The sequence below is a fragment of the Methanocalculus pumilus genome, assembly GCF_055382585.1.
In genome coordinates this window covers 369,406-383,538 of the sequence record NZ_AP042393.1, presented here as the reverse complement: position 1 = coordinate 383,538, position 14,133 = coordinate 369,406, and the positions used below count along the sequence as shown (strand labels likewise).

12 protein-coding genes and 2 tRNA genes are annotated in these 14,133 nt (G+C 47.8%); 5 read left to right on the top strand and 9 right to left on the bottom strand.

Annotated elements, in window-relative coordinates:
• Positions 1-147 precede the first annotated feature (147 nt).
• Both ACZ44I_RS01955 and ACZ44I_RS01950 read left to right on the top strand, forming a co-directional pair.
• Positions 148-1,260: a Fic family protein gene (locus ACZ44I_RS01955; RefSeq protein WP_464576566.1), complete on the top strand. Its 1,113-nt coding sequence runs from the start codon at positions 148-150 to the stop codon at positions 1,258-1,260.
• Between the two features lie 398 nt (positions 1,261-1,658).
• On the top strand, positions 1,659-2,960 hold the full coding sequence (locus tag ACZ44I_RS01950) for an ATP-binding protein (RefSeq protein WP_464549206.1): 1,302 nt from the start codon (positions 1,659-1,661) through the stop codon (positions 2,958-2,960).
• Positions 2,961-3,234: 274 nt separating this feature from the next.
• On the opposite strand, the gene ACZ44I_RS01945 is transcribed toward ACZ44I_RS01950, so the two are convergent.
• The 3 genes from ACZ44I_RS01945 to ACZ44I_RS01935 all read right to left on the bottom strand — a co-directional run bounded on the left by ACZ44I_RS01945 (position 3,235) and on the right by ACZ44I_RS01935 (position 5,465).
• Positions 3,235-3,825 carry a DUF4382 domain-containing protein gene (locus ACZ44I_RS01945; RefSeq protein ID WP_464549208.1) on the bottom strand — a complete coding sequence of 197 codons (591 nt, stop codon included), beginning with the start codon at positions 3,823-3,825 and terminating at the stop codon, positions 3,235-3,237.
• A gap of 481 nt (positions 3,826-4,306) precedes the next feature.
• A tRNA-Val gene (locus ACZ44I_RS01940) sits at positions 4,307-4,380 on the bottom strand.
• Positions 4,381-4,475: 95 nt separating this feature from the next.
• Positions 4,476-5,465: a cache domain-containing protein gene (locus tag ACZ44I_RS01935; protein WP_464549210.1), complete on the bottom strand. Its 990-nt coding sequence runs from the start codon at positions 5,463-5,465 to the stop codon at positions 4,476-4,478.
• A gap of 253 nt (positions 5,466-5,718) precedes the next feature.
• Here ACZ44I_RS01935 and ACZ44I_RS01930 point away from each other — a divergent pair, with 253 nt between their 5' ends.
• Positions 5,719-7,146, top strand: a complete 1,428-nt coding sequence (locus ACZ44I_RS01930) for an IS1634 family transposase (protein ID WP_464548222.1) — start codon at positions 5,719-5,721, stop codon at positions 7,144-7,146.
• Positions 7,147-7,490: 344 nt separating this feature from the next.
• Here ACZ44I_RS01930 and ACZ44I_RS01925 read toward each other — a convergent pair whose 3' ends face one another.
• From ACZ44I_RS01925 to htpX, 3 genes are all read right to left on the bottom strand, one after another.
• Entirely contained in the window at positions 7,491-8,558 is a 1,068-nt protein-coding gene (locus ACZ44I_RS01925; protein ID WP_464549212.1) for a hypothetical protein, read from the bottom strand.
• Between the two features lie 640 nt (positions 8,559-9,198).
• Positions 9,199-9,269: transfer RNA gene (locus ACZ44I_RS01920), tRNA-Gly, on the bottom strand.
• 77 nt (positions 9,270-9,346) lie between these two features.
• Positions 9,347-10,228 (bottom strand): zinc metalloprotease HtpX, encoded by an 882-nt coding sequence (gene htpX / locus ACZ44I_RS01915; protein ID WP_464551666.1) that lies wholly within the window; start codon positions 10,226-10,228, stop codon positions 9,347-9,349.
• 113 nt (positions 10,229-10,341) lie between these two features.
• Here htpX and ACZ44I_RS01910 point away from each other — a divergent pair, with 113 nt between their 5' ends.
• The gene (locus ACZ44I_RS01910) at positions 10,342-11,109 is read left to right on the top strand and encodes a sulfide-dependent adenosine diphosphate thiazole synthase (RefSeq protein WP_464549214.1); all 768 of its coding nucleotides are present in this window, start codon (positions 10,342-10,344) and stop codon (positions 11,107-11,109) included.
• A gap of 15 nt (positions 11,110-11,124) precedes the next feature.
• Positions 11,125-11,784: a putative phosphothreonine lyase domain-containing protein gene (locus tag ACZ44I_RS01905; protein WP_464549216.1), complete on the top strand. Its 660-nt coding sequence runs from the start codon at positions 11,125-11,127 to the stop codon at positions 11,782-11,784.
• Between the two features lie 21 nt (positions 11,785-11,805).
• Here the strand turns inward: ACZ44I_RS01905 and ACZ44I_RS01900 are convergent, their stop codons facing one another.
• The 3 genes from ACZ44I_RS01900 to ACZ44I_RS01890 form a co-directional block, all read right to left on the bottom strand.
• Complete coding sequence (locus ACZ44I_RS01900; protein ID WP_460374166.1) at positions 11,806-11,952, bottom strand: 50S ribosomal protein L40e; 147 nt, start codon at positions 11,950-11,952, stop codon at positions 11,806-11,808.
• A gap of 63 nt (positions 11,953-12,015) precedes the next feature.
• Complete coding sequence (gene rdgB, locus ACZ44I_RS01895) at positions 12,016-12,558, bottom strand: RdgB/HAM1 family non-canonical purine NTP pyrophosphatase (protein ID WP_464576614.1); 543 nt, start codon at positions 12,556-12,558, stop codon at positions 12,016-12,018.
• 2 nt (positions 12,559-12,560) lie between these two features.
• Positions 12,561-14,129, bottom strand: a complete 1,569-nt coding sequence (locus ACZ44I_RS01890) for a bifunctional N(6)-L-threonylcarbamoyladenine synthase/serine/threonine protein kinase (protein WP_464549218.1) — start codon at positions 14,127-14,129, stop codon at positions 12,561-12,563.
• Positions 14,130-14,133 lie beyond the last annotated feature (4 nt).

The window sequence follows — 14,133 nt, the reverse complement described above, 5'->3', positions numbered from 1 at the left end:
GTGAGACCATTCCTTTGATTACAGCAAAAACATAAAGGTTTTCAACAACCATTTAGCAAGTATCTTCAGTACCATAGAATACAAAGTCCGGCGAATGACGACCTGGATCACCACCCGTGCCCGGACTGTTATATATAATCCCATGAGATGATGACAGTAAAGCCTTATATCCCCGAAGAATTGCCCCCGAATACAATCAACTGGGAGAGCCATATCCCGCAGATAGCATCAGCAAACCGTGCTCTTGCCCGGTACGACGGGATTCTCAATGCAATCCCAAACCCCGAACTCCTCCTCTCCCCACTCCTGACACAGGAAGCAGTGATCTCATCGCGAATCGAGGGCACACAGGCATCGCTTAAGGATGTCATGAAGTTTGAGGCAAACCCAAAAGATCCGATCAGCGATGCAAGCCTTGCTGACATCCAGGAGATCATCAATTATCGGGAAGCACTTCGTACAGCGGTTGACGCCCTTAAATCCCAAAGTCTGGACATACCACTTATCTGCAATCTGCACAGGATTCTCCTGACAGGCAGCCGCGGTATGAACCGTGAACCAGGATGCATCCGCTCAATCCAGAATTTTATCGGGCGGGATGCAGATATTGAGCATGCAATCTTTGTCCCGCCCTCACCAGATAGTGTGTTAAAAGTGCTTGCAGACTGGGAAAGCTACCTGAACTCTGAGGAGAAGGATGTTCTTGTCCAGTTATCAATACTCAAAGCACAATTTGAACTTATTCACCCATTCTCCGATGGAAACGGACGTATAGGCCGAATGCTTGTCCCGCTGATTCTGTACAAAAAAGCACTGATAGGAAGCCCCATGTTCTATATCAGTGACTATCTTGAGAGGAACAGACCACTCTATTACGAACGGCTCCTTGCCATTTCACGGGATCGGGACTGGAACGGATGGATTGCATTCTTTCTCCATGCCATTGAGGAGCAGGCGGAAACCAACGGCAGAAAAGCAAGGACAATTCTGGATCTCCATAATGAGATGAAACAGACAATTCCAGAGATAACACGATCGCAGTATGCCGTTGCCGCAATCGATGCCCTCTTCAGAACACCAATCTTCACTCCATCTGAATTTTACGACCAAACAGGAATCCCAAAGAAAACAGCGAATCGGATACTTCAACAACTCCGTGAAGAGGAGATCATTACCATCCTGGCTGAAGGAAGCGGGCGCCGTGCTACAACCTATCTCTTCCCCCGTCTGATTGCCATAACAGAAGGAGACAGACTGTAGGAGAGGATAATAGCAGTCACGATTACCGAACCAGCATATGTTACAGAACGAAACCGTTCTTATCCCTGATACCTTTTTCAGCCACCGGATCATTTCGAAAAACCAGGCCGCCGGGATATGTTGTGGGCCACCTACGATCCACAAAGGCTTTTGTGGGACGTGAACAGAATAATATGTCCCACAAATCAGATTGTGGGACATACGTGACATACAATAACAGAATCACCGGTTCACCGAAGAAGCCAGCCTATAACTTGCCGATTGTTGGATCTGGCGATAGTAGCAGTAATTCCCGGTAAAATTTGCAGGGAGGTGAAAACTGGAGCAATCCCACCACCCCCAAAAATCATCAATCATAGTCGACAGTTTTATCATATATCATCCACTATAATCGATAGATGGATGAGAGAATAGAGATCGCACTGGAGAGCCAGAATCCCTGGTGGTCTTCAGGAGAGTTTGAAACAGGAGTCGACCGGCTCTCCAGATTCCCCCAGATCGAGCGGTACCTGTCAATACGGGAGGTTCTTTTAATCGTTGGTGCACGAAGAACCGGAAAGTCGACCCTCGTCTATCAGATAATCCGATCTCTCCTTGATCAGGGTGTCGAAAGGAAGGCGATCCTCTACATCAATCTTGACGAACCCCTCTTCCTCTCAATGGCAGATGATCCAACCCTCCTCAGCTCTGTTGTTGAAGGACATCTCACACGCCATGGAAAGGTACAACGCCTCTATCTCTGTATTGATGAGATCCAGAACTACTCGTACTGGGCTCCCGCCATAAAGACATTGTATGATACAAAGAGCAGCATCAAGTGTATCCTTACCGGTTCGGTATCAACACTCCTCAGGCAGGAGATGAGTACACGCCTCTCCGGGCGCCACTTCTCTATGACCGTGTATCCCCTCACATTTTCGGAATGCCTCGCTTTTCAAAAGAATGAGCACCCAACCATTATGCAGAAGAGGAAGGCATTTGGCGAATACCTGAAGTACGGCGGTTTTCCTCGTGTCGTCCTTGAGCCCGATGAGGGCATGAAGATGGAGATCCTGAAGAACTACTATGAGACGATCTATCTCAAGGATATCATCCTTCCAAACAGAATCCGGAAGAACAGCGAGATTATCGATCTCCTCTACTACCTGATATCAAATACCGGCACCCTCCTCTCGTACAATAAAATCGCAGAAACCTTACAGATCTCAACAGACACCGTCCAGGAATATATCGAATATGCGGAGAACGCATTCCTTCTCTTCACACTGATGAAGTATGACTACTCACTCAAAAAACAGCTTGCAAATCCAAAGAAGATCTATGCGATCGATCCGGGTCTTATCAATGCTGTTTCATTTGCATTTTCTGAGAACAGAGGGAGGCTGATTGAGAATGTCATCTTCATGACCCTCAAGCGAGCATATGAGTCAATATACTATCATAAAGGCCAGTACGAGTGCGATTTCCTGGTGAGTGTGGACAGGCAGATCACCCATGCCGTTCAGGTGACACAATCCCTAAAAGAGCCAAAAACACGGGAGAGGGAGATCAGGGGGCTATTAGAAGCGATGGAGACCTATGGCCTGCCAGAGGGAACCATCATTACCGAGTATGAGTCAGAAGAGATCGAGACTGACGGGAGAAGAATTCATGTCATCCCATGTTATGCATGGCTCACCCGGAATGGTCGGATCTTTTGAAGCCCAACTTTGCCATTTGAAAAGAAATACGTGTGTTCTTAGTGATGTTTGAATCGACCAAAATACAAACAAAACTAAGAACCCAAACTACGGAGTTTATGTACACTACTCCTTTGAAACCTTCGAGTGGTAAAGAGGTCGTTCATACCAAGTGCTACCACTTTTTCACTGAGATCCTTCATCTACATGGGCGAGGAGACCCCAGCATTCATGCTGGTGAGGAATCGCCTGTATACGCCCATTTAGATGAATCTCTGATACCCCTGAAGATCTCTTACATTCTCTCAAATATGACTGCAATCACCGGTTTAAGCATATATTGACCCGAACCCGTCCGGATGACCGACTGCTCTACATTAAAGTCAAGCGTGAGTTTATGAGTCTCATCCTCTTCGAGGACAAAACCTCTATTCAGCTTCAGCACCCCACTTGGAACAGCAAGAATATACTCAGTATCATCAACTGTGATCGTCCCTGAATCGATCTTCAGTCGGATCTGTGTGTAATTACCCGGACTCATCGTCTTCTGACCAATTACCTTACTCACGTTGATGTATTGCATCAGATCAACCGTCTGGATCTCATCGACAACAATCGTCCACCCAGCCGTTCCAGTATCATCAGATTCGGTTGCATTCTCCTCTTCATCATCTTCAATAACAATTTGATTATCAGATGCCCGGTGAACACTCACCTCGCTGATATTCAGCCATAGATGGGTGATCGTACCAAAATCGGTGGTCTTGGGAGCATCCTTAACCGCGATGATAAGCGTAGATTCTCCTACAGGAGCGGTCAGGCACCCTGTAATGACGACAGATGCGATAATGATAATAACCAATGCAACATATTTTGTTTGTTTCATCGATACATTCACCTCTTACTAAACGATATATTAAAACAGCTTCATTAAGGAGATATAATCATTAAACCAGCGACAATAATCATCCGGAACCGTCATTTCAATCGGGAAATTACCCGACTGTAATTGCCTGTACAGTTCAGATCGTCCCCTTGCGGAAGGATCCGGATCGAATAGAACACTCATCCACTGCATATACCCACAATTAATAAAGCATTTTTTAATAGGACCACGAGAATAAAAGACTTTCCTTCAATTCCAAAAAAGCTAACATAACAAATCTTCTGTAAAATTTACAATCCTCACCTCTTGAAGTGAAAGAGCTGATTTAGGACTTTTACGAGAACAATTGAGCCAAGTGGATCAAAAGTAAATGAACGAAAACACCCTCTTGCCGCAATTCTTAAGGCGCGTAATCTTTAGCTCCCCCTCAAATAAATCCAACAAAAAAATGATATTCATTATGGAAAATAATGATAATGTATGGACTCGTCGTGATTCGAACACGAGATCTTCGCCGTGTGAAGGCGACGTCATAACCAGCTAGACCACGAGTCCCGGTACTCTTATTCTATTCTTCATCCTTGGGGATAAGGCTTTTCAAAAATGATATGGATCTGGTTCAAACCGAGATGGAGAGGATATCAGACCCCTCAAAGCGGCGTATACTCTCCCGTCACCTCGCTCAGGTACACGCCTGATCCCAGCCACCACTCATCATTCACCGGGAGGACATACCCAATCTTCAGCTCCTCGCGGTTCCCTTCATCGGGGTTTGGCCAGATGAAGACAACAAAACCGCCACCCTCCCCGGCAGTTGTGGCAAGGGCTTCTATGGTCCGCATCCCATATATGTCCTCTCTATCATAGAGGTTTGATCCGATCTTCTCAGGGAGATAGGGATGTCCGATCAGGGTGCCGTCATACGTGTATGCATAGAGATAATGACCATTGGCATTCACAAACCGGCCACCTAGATCCGATATCTCTGCAAGGGCCGCCTCATTCCCTTCCGAGAGGGCATATGCGGCCCCGTCCTCAACAAGTGTAATCATATCGCCGATAACCCCGGGATACCCTTCACCGGGACTGAGATCGGCGAGGGCAACACCGGATCCGATCCACCAGCCCTCGCCTGCCGGGAGGACATACCCGAGCTTCGGCTCATAGGTTGCATATGCCGCCTCATCAATTCCGCCCCCAGAGGGCTTCGGATAGAGATAGGTGATGAATCCGCCGCCCCTGGCCGCGACATCCCGACCCAAACGGATCACCGGGAGGCCCCGGCTGTCAGTCCAGCCGGATCGATTTAGCCCGACACTCCCCGGCTCATAGGGGTGGGCGAGCAGGATGCAGTCATTATCATAGGCATAGATGTAGCGACCATTGATGGTGTACAAACCTTCCGGATCGCCAAACTCAGACAAAGCCTCATCTTTCCCGGCAACTGCCGCATATGAGACCGCATCCTGCATATATGACTCCAATGTCGCCATAACCATTGCAGCATACCGATCCTCTTCAATTGGAGTAGATTGATCAACATCAGAGGGAGGAATAACCGGTATTTGCTCCTCTTCAGCAACACAACCCGCACAGGCGAGCAGCACAATCAGGCAGAGACCCATAATCCAGCATTTCATTACATGATGATCAGGGAGAAGAGGCGAAAAAGATAACGATTATGAAGCTGGTGAAAATTAAACCGACATTGACACCCCTCTGCGATAACTTGACATGAATTATTATCAGAGTCTGGATTAAAAGAGAGGTATTGATTATAAGATCCCTAATTCAGAATAGATTTTCACCAAATCTTTCTTTTGCAAGTTACAACCCAACTTTGCCATTAACAAGAAATATATGTGTTCTTAGTGATGTTTGAATTGAACCAAAATGCAAACAAAACTAAGAACTAATCAGATTGAACCGAATGAGAATATATCCTTTCCTATCGGTACCCTTCTTCTCGTTGAAAGGCTGTATGAAACCCTGAATTTATCCTCTGTTTTCGGGAAACACAAGACAAGAGGTATCGACATCAATAATCTGCTTCAAGCTCTTGTCAGCTACAAAATGACGGATAACTTCAGCATAAAGCGGTCTCACGAATGGATCAACCGGCCTGAAGTGCTTACCGAATTCTCTCTCCCATCATTCAGTGAAAGAACACTCTACCGTGTCCTTGAAACCCTTGGTGCCAACCGTGAAGAGATCATCTCCGATATCCAGGACATCCTGTTTGAGAGGTATGAATTTGAGCATACAAACATCAACATGGACTGGACCAGCATTGTTCTTCATGGTACCAAGGCTCCGCTTGGAAAGTATGGCTACAGTCGTGATCATCGGCCAGATAAAAAACAGATCACCGTTGGTGTCACAGAACTTGCCGACCCGATCAATGTCCCGATTGGGCTGACAATCGAACCCGGCAATCTCAATGATCAGATCCACTTCAAGAAGACCTATCAGCAATCAAGCGGCAGTCTCAGAGAGGGTTCTCTGGTAATATTTGATAAAGGAGCGAACAGTGTCGCCAATATCCAGATGATCCGGGCAGATAATATGCAGTACATCACCGGAAAGAAGCTCAACAAGAGCGACGACAAGATAATCGCCAAATTTGAGACATATAATCCTCAGATGGTTGATGAGGAATCTGGGACCCGCGGGATTAAAATCGAGAAACCGAACAGTATCAATTATCTCTACTTCTCAGAAAAACTGCAGAAAGAGCAGCTGGAATCCAGAGCCCGAAAAGTTGTGCGAGAGATAAAAGAAGCGAAAGCCATTCAGGAGAGTATTGACAAGAATAAGGGTCTTCCAAAGCGATTCCGGATAAACAATCTTCTTGTTGATGTGGATTACTCCATCCAGACAAAGCTGATTGAACTCTCCGAAGATGATGCCGTCAGGCTTCTTGAAGATAAGTTCATCACCGGCAGAGAGGGATTCTTCTGCCTGAAATCGAGTAAGAATTTGACACTTACTGAAGCCCTTCTGACCTATCGAAAAAAGGACTCGATCGAGAAGATATTCAACTCTCTCAAGAACGAGATCGAGATAAAACCATTGCGCGTATGGACTGATAACAGCATTTACGGTGCTTTAATCATTGGGTTTCTTGCACAGTTATTCATCTCACTGGTCCGATTTGAGATCCCGGAACTAAAGCATACGTCAACGAAATTCATCAAAAAGGCGCTATCGAATTTGACAGTTACGGTTGATTCGTGGATGAGGAAGACAAAAAGGTTCATTCACTCCAATTTTGATGCCATCAACACGATGATTTTACGGCATAATTGGACGGTTACATGAAGTTTTGATGGGAAAATCGTCAACTGTCAAATACAGTTTCCCGATGAAATTCTGGAAAAATTAGATCACGATAGCGGATGCTCTCATTGGGTGGCTGAACCCAAAGTGGCAAACTTAGGTTACAATCAATAACACCTTCAAACTGAGGTTTCGTCAGTGAGATTTGTTTTGCCATTTTACCAATTAAATGATCGCTGACTTCTGCATTCCCATGACTAACTTTCGTATGAATCGAGGTTTTTTTATTGTCATGATAAAATATGAGTACTTTATGATCAGTATTTACTTTTTTAAATCCTTTTTTAGAAGAGCCCTCTGTATTTTAGTATTATTCCGTGAAGACATTAAGAATCCTCACCAAATATTTTTATAAAATGATTTCTCAATTTAATGGCGTCTTCAGTTAAATTTGTGAGTTCTTCATTAACATACTCATTGTATAAAGTTTTCAATTCATTATTGATTTCTTCCATCCCATCCTTCAAATTTGATGCAACAGCCAGAAGATTCAATTCCTCATTCTCTATTATATAACTATCACTTTCGTCTTCATATTCAGCTTTAATTTTTAGGGGATGGACAAGTTTTTTGATATTACCCTCCCCAAAGTCGACTTCAGACAACTGTAGGAAATCTATTATCTCTAGAGCTTTTTGTTCAGAGAATTCTATAGACAATTTATTTTTTTCTTGTTCGATCATGCCAGTTATTGCGACAAGTTTTGTTAAATTACTAGAGATTATATCTTGCATTTCTGATCCAAATTTACAGGTTACTTCCCCGTCGGGGGTATCGATAATGCATTTACGTTTTCTATCAACCCTGACATCAATTAATCTGCCAACAATTTTACCCAGATATTTCTCAGGTTGCTTCTTAATCGCCTGTTGGATAATAGGTTTTCTCAATGGATCAAACTTTATTTTATGTTCATTGAATACAATATTTAGTAAAAACCGGGATTTCTCATCGGGCCAAATAGAATCAAGTATCTGAAGACAACGATGTACCCTAAATTCATCAGGCATAATATTAAAAACATTTGATGCAATATCGTCTTTATCTGATGATATCTCAATTATCTCTTGTGTGATTTTCAAAGCACGTTCGCCTATAGTACCTTGATCAGGTAAGTCTGGAAATGGAAGTGGTATTTGTGTATCGGCAAGCCCTATTGTTGCACTAAAACTACTATAATTTAAATTAATTATGACTAGATCACATCTCTTTTTTACTGAGTTAGGAAAATTTCCACCTGTACGATATTTATTCCCTTCAACAAAATCGCCCGCGATATACATGATAGTCTGAAGGGATTGCAGATAATCCGCAATAATTGAAATCGAGACCTCAGATTGTGATTTGTTCTTTGGCGCAATATACACCTCAATTTTCGTTGTATTTTCTTCCATAAGCCCTACAAACCATAATTTAATAAAAGATTTTCCAGATAAATGTTTGATATTCAGGGCGAACCCCATTTTAATTTGTTTTGCTATAACTGCTCCTTTCTGAGCCCGCCTTTATCAGAAAGTACTGACTTACTACCACGAGGGTAAATGGAACCGGCTTAGGCTTATATTTTATGCATGTTCACCCAAACCCATCAAATATCTCGCTCTGCCTAGAGATCCCTCTTAATTGCCTGGCAGCTGATGTTGCTACACAATCAACCGACTGGCAGATAGGCTCTCTTGCCATGCACAACACCCCGAACATAAATCCTCTGCATCGGGGCCTTACCCCGGTGGCAGGGCAGGGAACGCGGAAACGTATGATCCAGTTAAAGGATACGAAAGCGCGAGCGTCCTCAGCCGCATGACCGTGGGAAAAAGGGAAGGAGGTTATAATGAAACGATCCAAAAAAAACCAGACGAAACCAAACCCGCCTGATCGCTGATATCGGAAGCATTAAAGAGCCGCTTAGCATCAGTGAGTTCCGCAATACCCAGATCCAGATCCAAGAACATGACCGCTGTATCCATCGATATCAGCTGCGGATCCGGTCAAGAAATTCTGGTTATAATCAGGCTATTGAACCTGATATCTCAATGCATCGACCGGGAATTGAACCCGGGCTATTGGCTTGGAAGGCCAAAGTCATACCACTAGACCATCGATGCGATGCGTCTTTTATGTTCTCGTTGAAGAGATTTAAGGATTACGTAATTGCATCCCAACCGGGATGGGAAAAGAGGGGTTACCAGCCACCCCTGATCTCCTCATTCAGCTTCTCAAGTGCCGCAATCCGCTTCTCAAGAGGCGGGTGGGTCGAGAAGAGCTCCATTAAGGACTGGCCTGAGAGGGCAGGGATGATGAAGAAGGCGTTTGCACCCTCCACCTCCTGCTTCTTCTTCCGCGGCACTGCATCCATTCTGTTGCTGATCTTCATAAGGGCACTCTGAAGCGCCTTTGGATTATTGGTGATATATGCCGCACCACGATCTGCTGTGAACTCACGGTACCGCGAGAGCGTCCTGATCAGGAGCGTTGCCGCCACCCAGACGAGGATCGCAACGATCCATGCGATGATCCATGGGTTGCCGTCACGCCGGTCAAAGAGGGAAGCAAAGAGTGCGTTCTGGATGATCAGGGAAGCCACCATCGCCAGGAAACTGGCAATAGTCAGGGTCATCACGTCACGGTTCCTGATATGCGAGAGTTCGTGTGCAACGACCGCCTCAAGCTCCTCCTTCGAGAGAAGCCGCATGATCGAATCGGTGACCGCCACGACACCATGCTTTGGACTGCGCCCGGTTGCAAATGCATTTGGCACCGGGGACTGCATGATCGCAATCCTCGGTTTTGGGATATCGGCTGTCGCACAGAGCCGCTCAACCATTCGGTGGAGTTCCGGGTACTCGTCCTCGTCAACCACCCTTGCACCGGTACTCATCAAGACCAGCTTGTCTGAGAAGAAGTACTGTGAGAAGGCCATCACAAAGGCAATACCTATCAGAAGCTGAAGGGACAGCCCCAGAACCGCCTGTAGCACGGTGAGGAAGATGAGGTACACGAGGAGCAGGAGTGCCCAGGTGAAGATCATCCTCATGGTGAGGCCATAGTCGCGCTTCCATTTCATACCCTTATCTTTGCCTTCCGCCTTCATAATACCTGCGAACAAGACCATTCACGGTACCATAAATCAAGAGAATATTAGTAAGATCAGCGCACCTAATACGATTGAGGAATCAGATGCAACTCGATGAAGTGACGATCAGCAGGGCAATACTGGATACACATGCGGAGATCTTTTCGAGATACCTCGATCTCGACATCGCCATTGTAGGTGGCGGCCCCTCAGGTCTCGTCTGTGCCGCCCTTGCTGCAGAAGATGGGAGGAAGGTCGCCGTCATCGAGAAGAAACTCTCTGTCGGCGGGGGGATGTGGGGAGGCGGGATGACCTTTCCGCGGATTGTGGTCCAGGAGGAGGGGAAACGGCTCCTCGATCAGTTTGGGATCAGATCAAGGGCATACAAACCCGGCTACCATGTCGCATCTTCAGTTGAGTCTGTTGCTAAATTAACCGCAGCAGCCTGTGATGCAGGTGCAGAATTTTTTAACCTCACCTCGGTTGAAGATGTCGTCATCAAAGGAGACGGTCGGGTATCGGGTCTCGTCATCACTTCAACACCCGTTGAGATGACCGGGCTCCATGTCGATCCGCTCACCCTTTCAGCAAAAGTGACCGTCGATGCTACCGGCCATGACGCCGTCGTCGCCCACTGCGTCCTCAGGAAGGGTGGCGACATCATAATCCATGGAGAGAGTTTCATGTGGGCAGAGCAGGCAGAGACGAATATCATCAGCCATACCCGCGAGATCTTTCCGGGCCTCATTGCCTGTGGGATGGCGGCAAATGCAGTCGCAGGCGAAGCGCGGATGGGACCCGTCTTCGGCGGGATGCTCCTCTCCGGAGAACATGCAGCCATCCTTGCCAGGGAAGCATCTGATCGGATGTGAGGGAGGAATGAGACGATGGAATCGATGGAACAGGATATGGACGAAGGGCTTGCAGATCTCGCCTTTGGCATCTTTACAATATACTTTGGAAAGGCTATGGAAGCAGCAGAGAGACCCCTCTTTCTGCTTCTCTCCAATGAAGATGAGCTCGTAACCTGCTGCCAGAAGACCTTTGCAGAATTCAGCGGTGAATACCCCGACCTTGCAGACACAATCCTGTCAAAAATCGGCGGATGTGATGAGATCTGCTGCCTCTACCAGATGGGGGAGGGCATTCTTCCATCAGAGACACATAAGATGCACTGGATCATCCAGGATGCACCCGGCATCCATCCCGATGCCGTCAATGCAGAAGATGCGGGAAAATGGCTCATCTTCCTCCCACGGGATCAGGCAGATGCCATCTGGACGCTGATCCGGGATGCAACCTGGGAAGGAACCCTCGGCATCTCGGCAAAGGTGAGCACCATCAAAGAGAACCCGCAATCACGTGATGACCGGCTTGTCATCTATGTCTATACGAGCGACTGGAAAGACGTTGATGAGGTGATGCGGGTGCGGGAGAGGCTGAAAACCTTTGGGATCACCGATCGTATCGGGTACAAGCGGAATATCGAAACCTTTGCCGGAGAGTACAGCTCTGCCGGAAAAAGAGTGACCTATTACAACGCGTAAAAAATAGATGAGCGGAGGAGATTATGCCTTCCGTTCCTTGTTCTTCGTTCGGAGCTGGTTTGAACCGCATTTCCGGCAGGTAGATGCGCGGATTGCGTTTCGGGCATTGCATTTCATGCAGACCTTGACATTGAGGAGTCGTGCTTCAGCTTCTGGAAAACGTGCCATAGTAAACACCAAGAGATATGCTTCTTATAAGTGGAAGTTCCGACCTCTTAACCATTGTTGTATTCAGTCCATCGTGGAGGCGAACCAGTCCCGGAAAAGAGCGAGAGCTTTTCCCCTGTGTGAGACAGCGCTCTTCTCAGAGAGTGGGTATTCAGCAAGCGAACGGCCTCCCAGGAGGAAGATCGGATCGTAGCCAAACCCTCCACTCCCCCGTGGCGCCTCAAGGATCTCGCCATAAATCCTGCCAGAGAAGGTTTGTATCCCATCCTCCGATGCATACGCGATAACAGTCTCAAAATATGCCGACCGATCCAAAACCCCGTCCATCAGCCTGAGGATGCCGGGATTGCCGATCGTCTTCATGCAGTATGCAGCACAGGTGCCGGGAAAGCCATTCAATGCCGAAATGAAGAACCCGGTATCATCAACAATCAGAGGCTTCTTCAGCTGATCCCATGCAGATCTGGCTTTCTCATAGGCAACTGCAGTGACCTCCTCATGCCGGATCTCAGGGAGATCGAGATTCACATGCTCGATCTCGGCAATACCTGAGAAGAACGAGGCGATCTCATCTGCCTTGTGAAGGTTGCCGGTGACAGCCGTGATGATCAGAGATACCGCCCCCGCAGCTCAATCTCATGCTCCCTGACCAAAACATCGTCCGCTCCTGAGAAGGTGCTCCGGTACCCCTTCACGAATGCCTCCTTCAGCTCCTCTGCATCCTCACGGGTACTCTCGAGCGTCTGGAAGATGACATGGAGATCGACACCACGCGCCTCTATCTCGGAGGTGATCTGCGAGAGCCCGAAGTCGATCAGGACGATCTGATCGCCTCTTTTTATCATATTGCTCGTCGTCAGGTCACCATGTGCGATCCCGCCGGAGTGAAGCTTCCCGATCATTGCACCGGCCATCTCCGCAGATGAGCGATCAAGGGCATACTTTAAGGTCTCACCCTCGATCAACTCCATGACGATGGTATCTTCAGTCAGATCCGCAATCACCGGAGTAGGCACACCGGCGCGACGTGCAGATGCGATGATCCGTGCCTCGGCACGGGTCCTCTCCCGTATCAGTTCGGCATCAAGGACAGGATGGCGGTACCCCTTCTTCAGGCGATACTTCCGGGCAACAGCGCCGTTGAGATCAACCTCGGCTTCAGCTCCACGGAGCAGCTGATCGGCCTCCTTTCGATCAAAGATCGACCCGGCTTCATTCCTCCAGGTTACCTCCACCTGATCAGACCGGTAACACGGGTTCACACCGGATGCAGGGACAGAAATCGTCTGCCCGCTCTCGAGCATGATCCTCCCGGTATAGGCGATCATTGCCCCGTTATCGCCCATGTATTTCCGCTCGGGAACGGCAAATGATGCGCCCCGCTCTTCGCACATGATCCTGAGCATCTCCTGAAGCCGGGAGTTCACACCGACACCACCGACCAGGATCGCCTGATCCTTGCCGGTATGGGCAAGTGCCCGCTCCGTGACCTCCACACACATGGCAAACGCCGTCTCCTGAAGGCTGTAACAGACATCAGAAAGAGAAGCAGGGGAATCTTTTGCTGCGGACACAAGCCCGGAGAAGGCAAGATCCATCCCCTTCACCGTGTAGGGGAGGGGAATATAGGATCCCTCTTTTGCAAGATTCTCGACAATCGGTCCTCCCGGATGGGGAAGATTGTGATGGCGTGCAAACTTGTCAAGGGCATTGCCTATCCCGATATCAAGGGTCTCGCCGAAGATGCGGTACCTGCCATTGAGGTAGCCGAGCACCTGTGTATTCGCACCGCTCGCATAGAGCACAATCGGATCATCATATCCGGTTGCAAACCGCCCAATCTCGATATGTGCAACACAATGGTTGACACCAATAAGCGGAACCCCAAGACGGAGCGCCAGTGAGCGTGCAGCGGTTCCAACAGTCCTGAGGCAGGGGCCAAGGCCGGGACCCTGTGAGAACGCCACACCGGTGATCTCATCTGCATCAGCAAGAGCAGATGCGATCACATCCTTTAACACAGCCGCATGATGCCTTGCCGCTTCCCGCGGGTGAATCCCTCCCTGTGGAGGTGAGTACGCAGAAGACGACAGGCTGACAAGATCATCATCAAAAACAGCGGCACTGAGGTTCCATGCAGTTCCCTCAATACCCAGTACCTGCCCTACATGAGGCATGTAT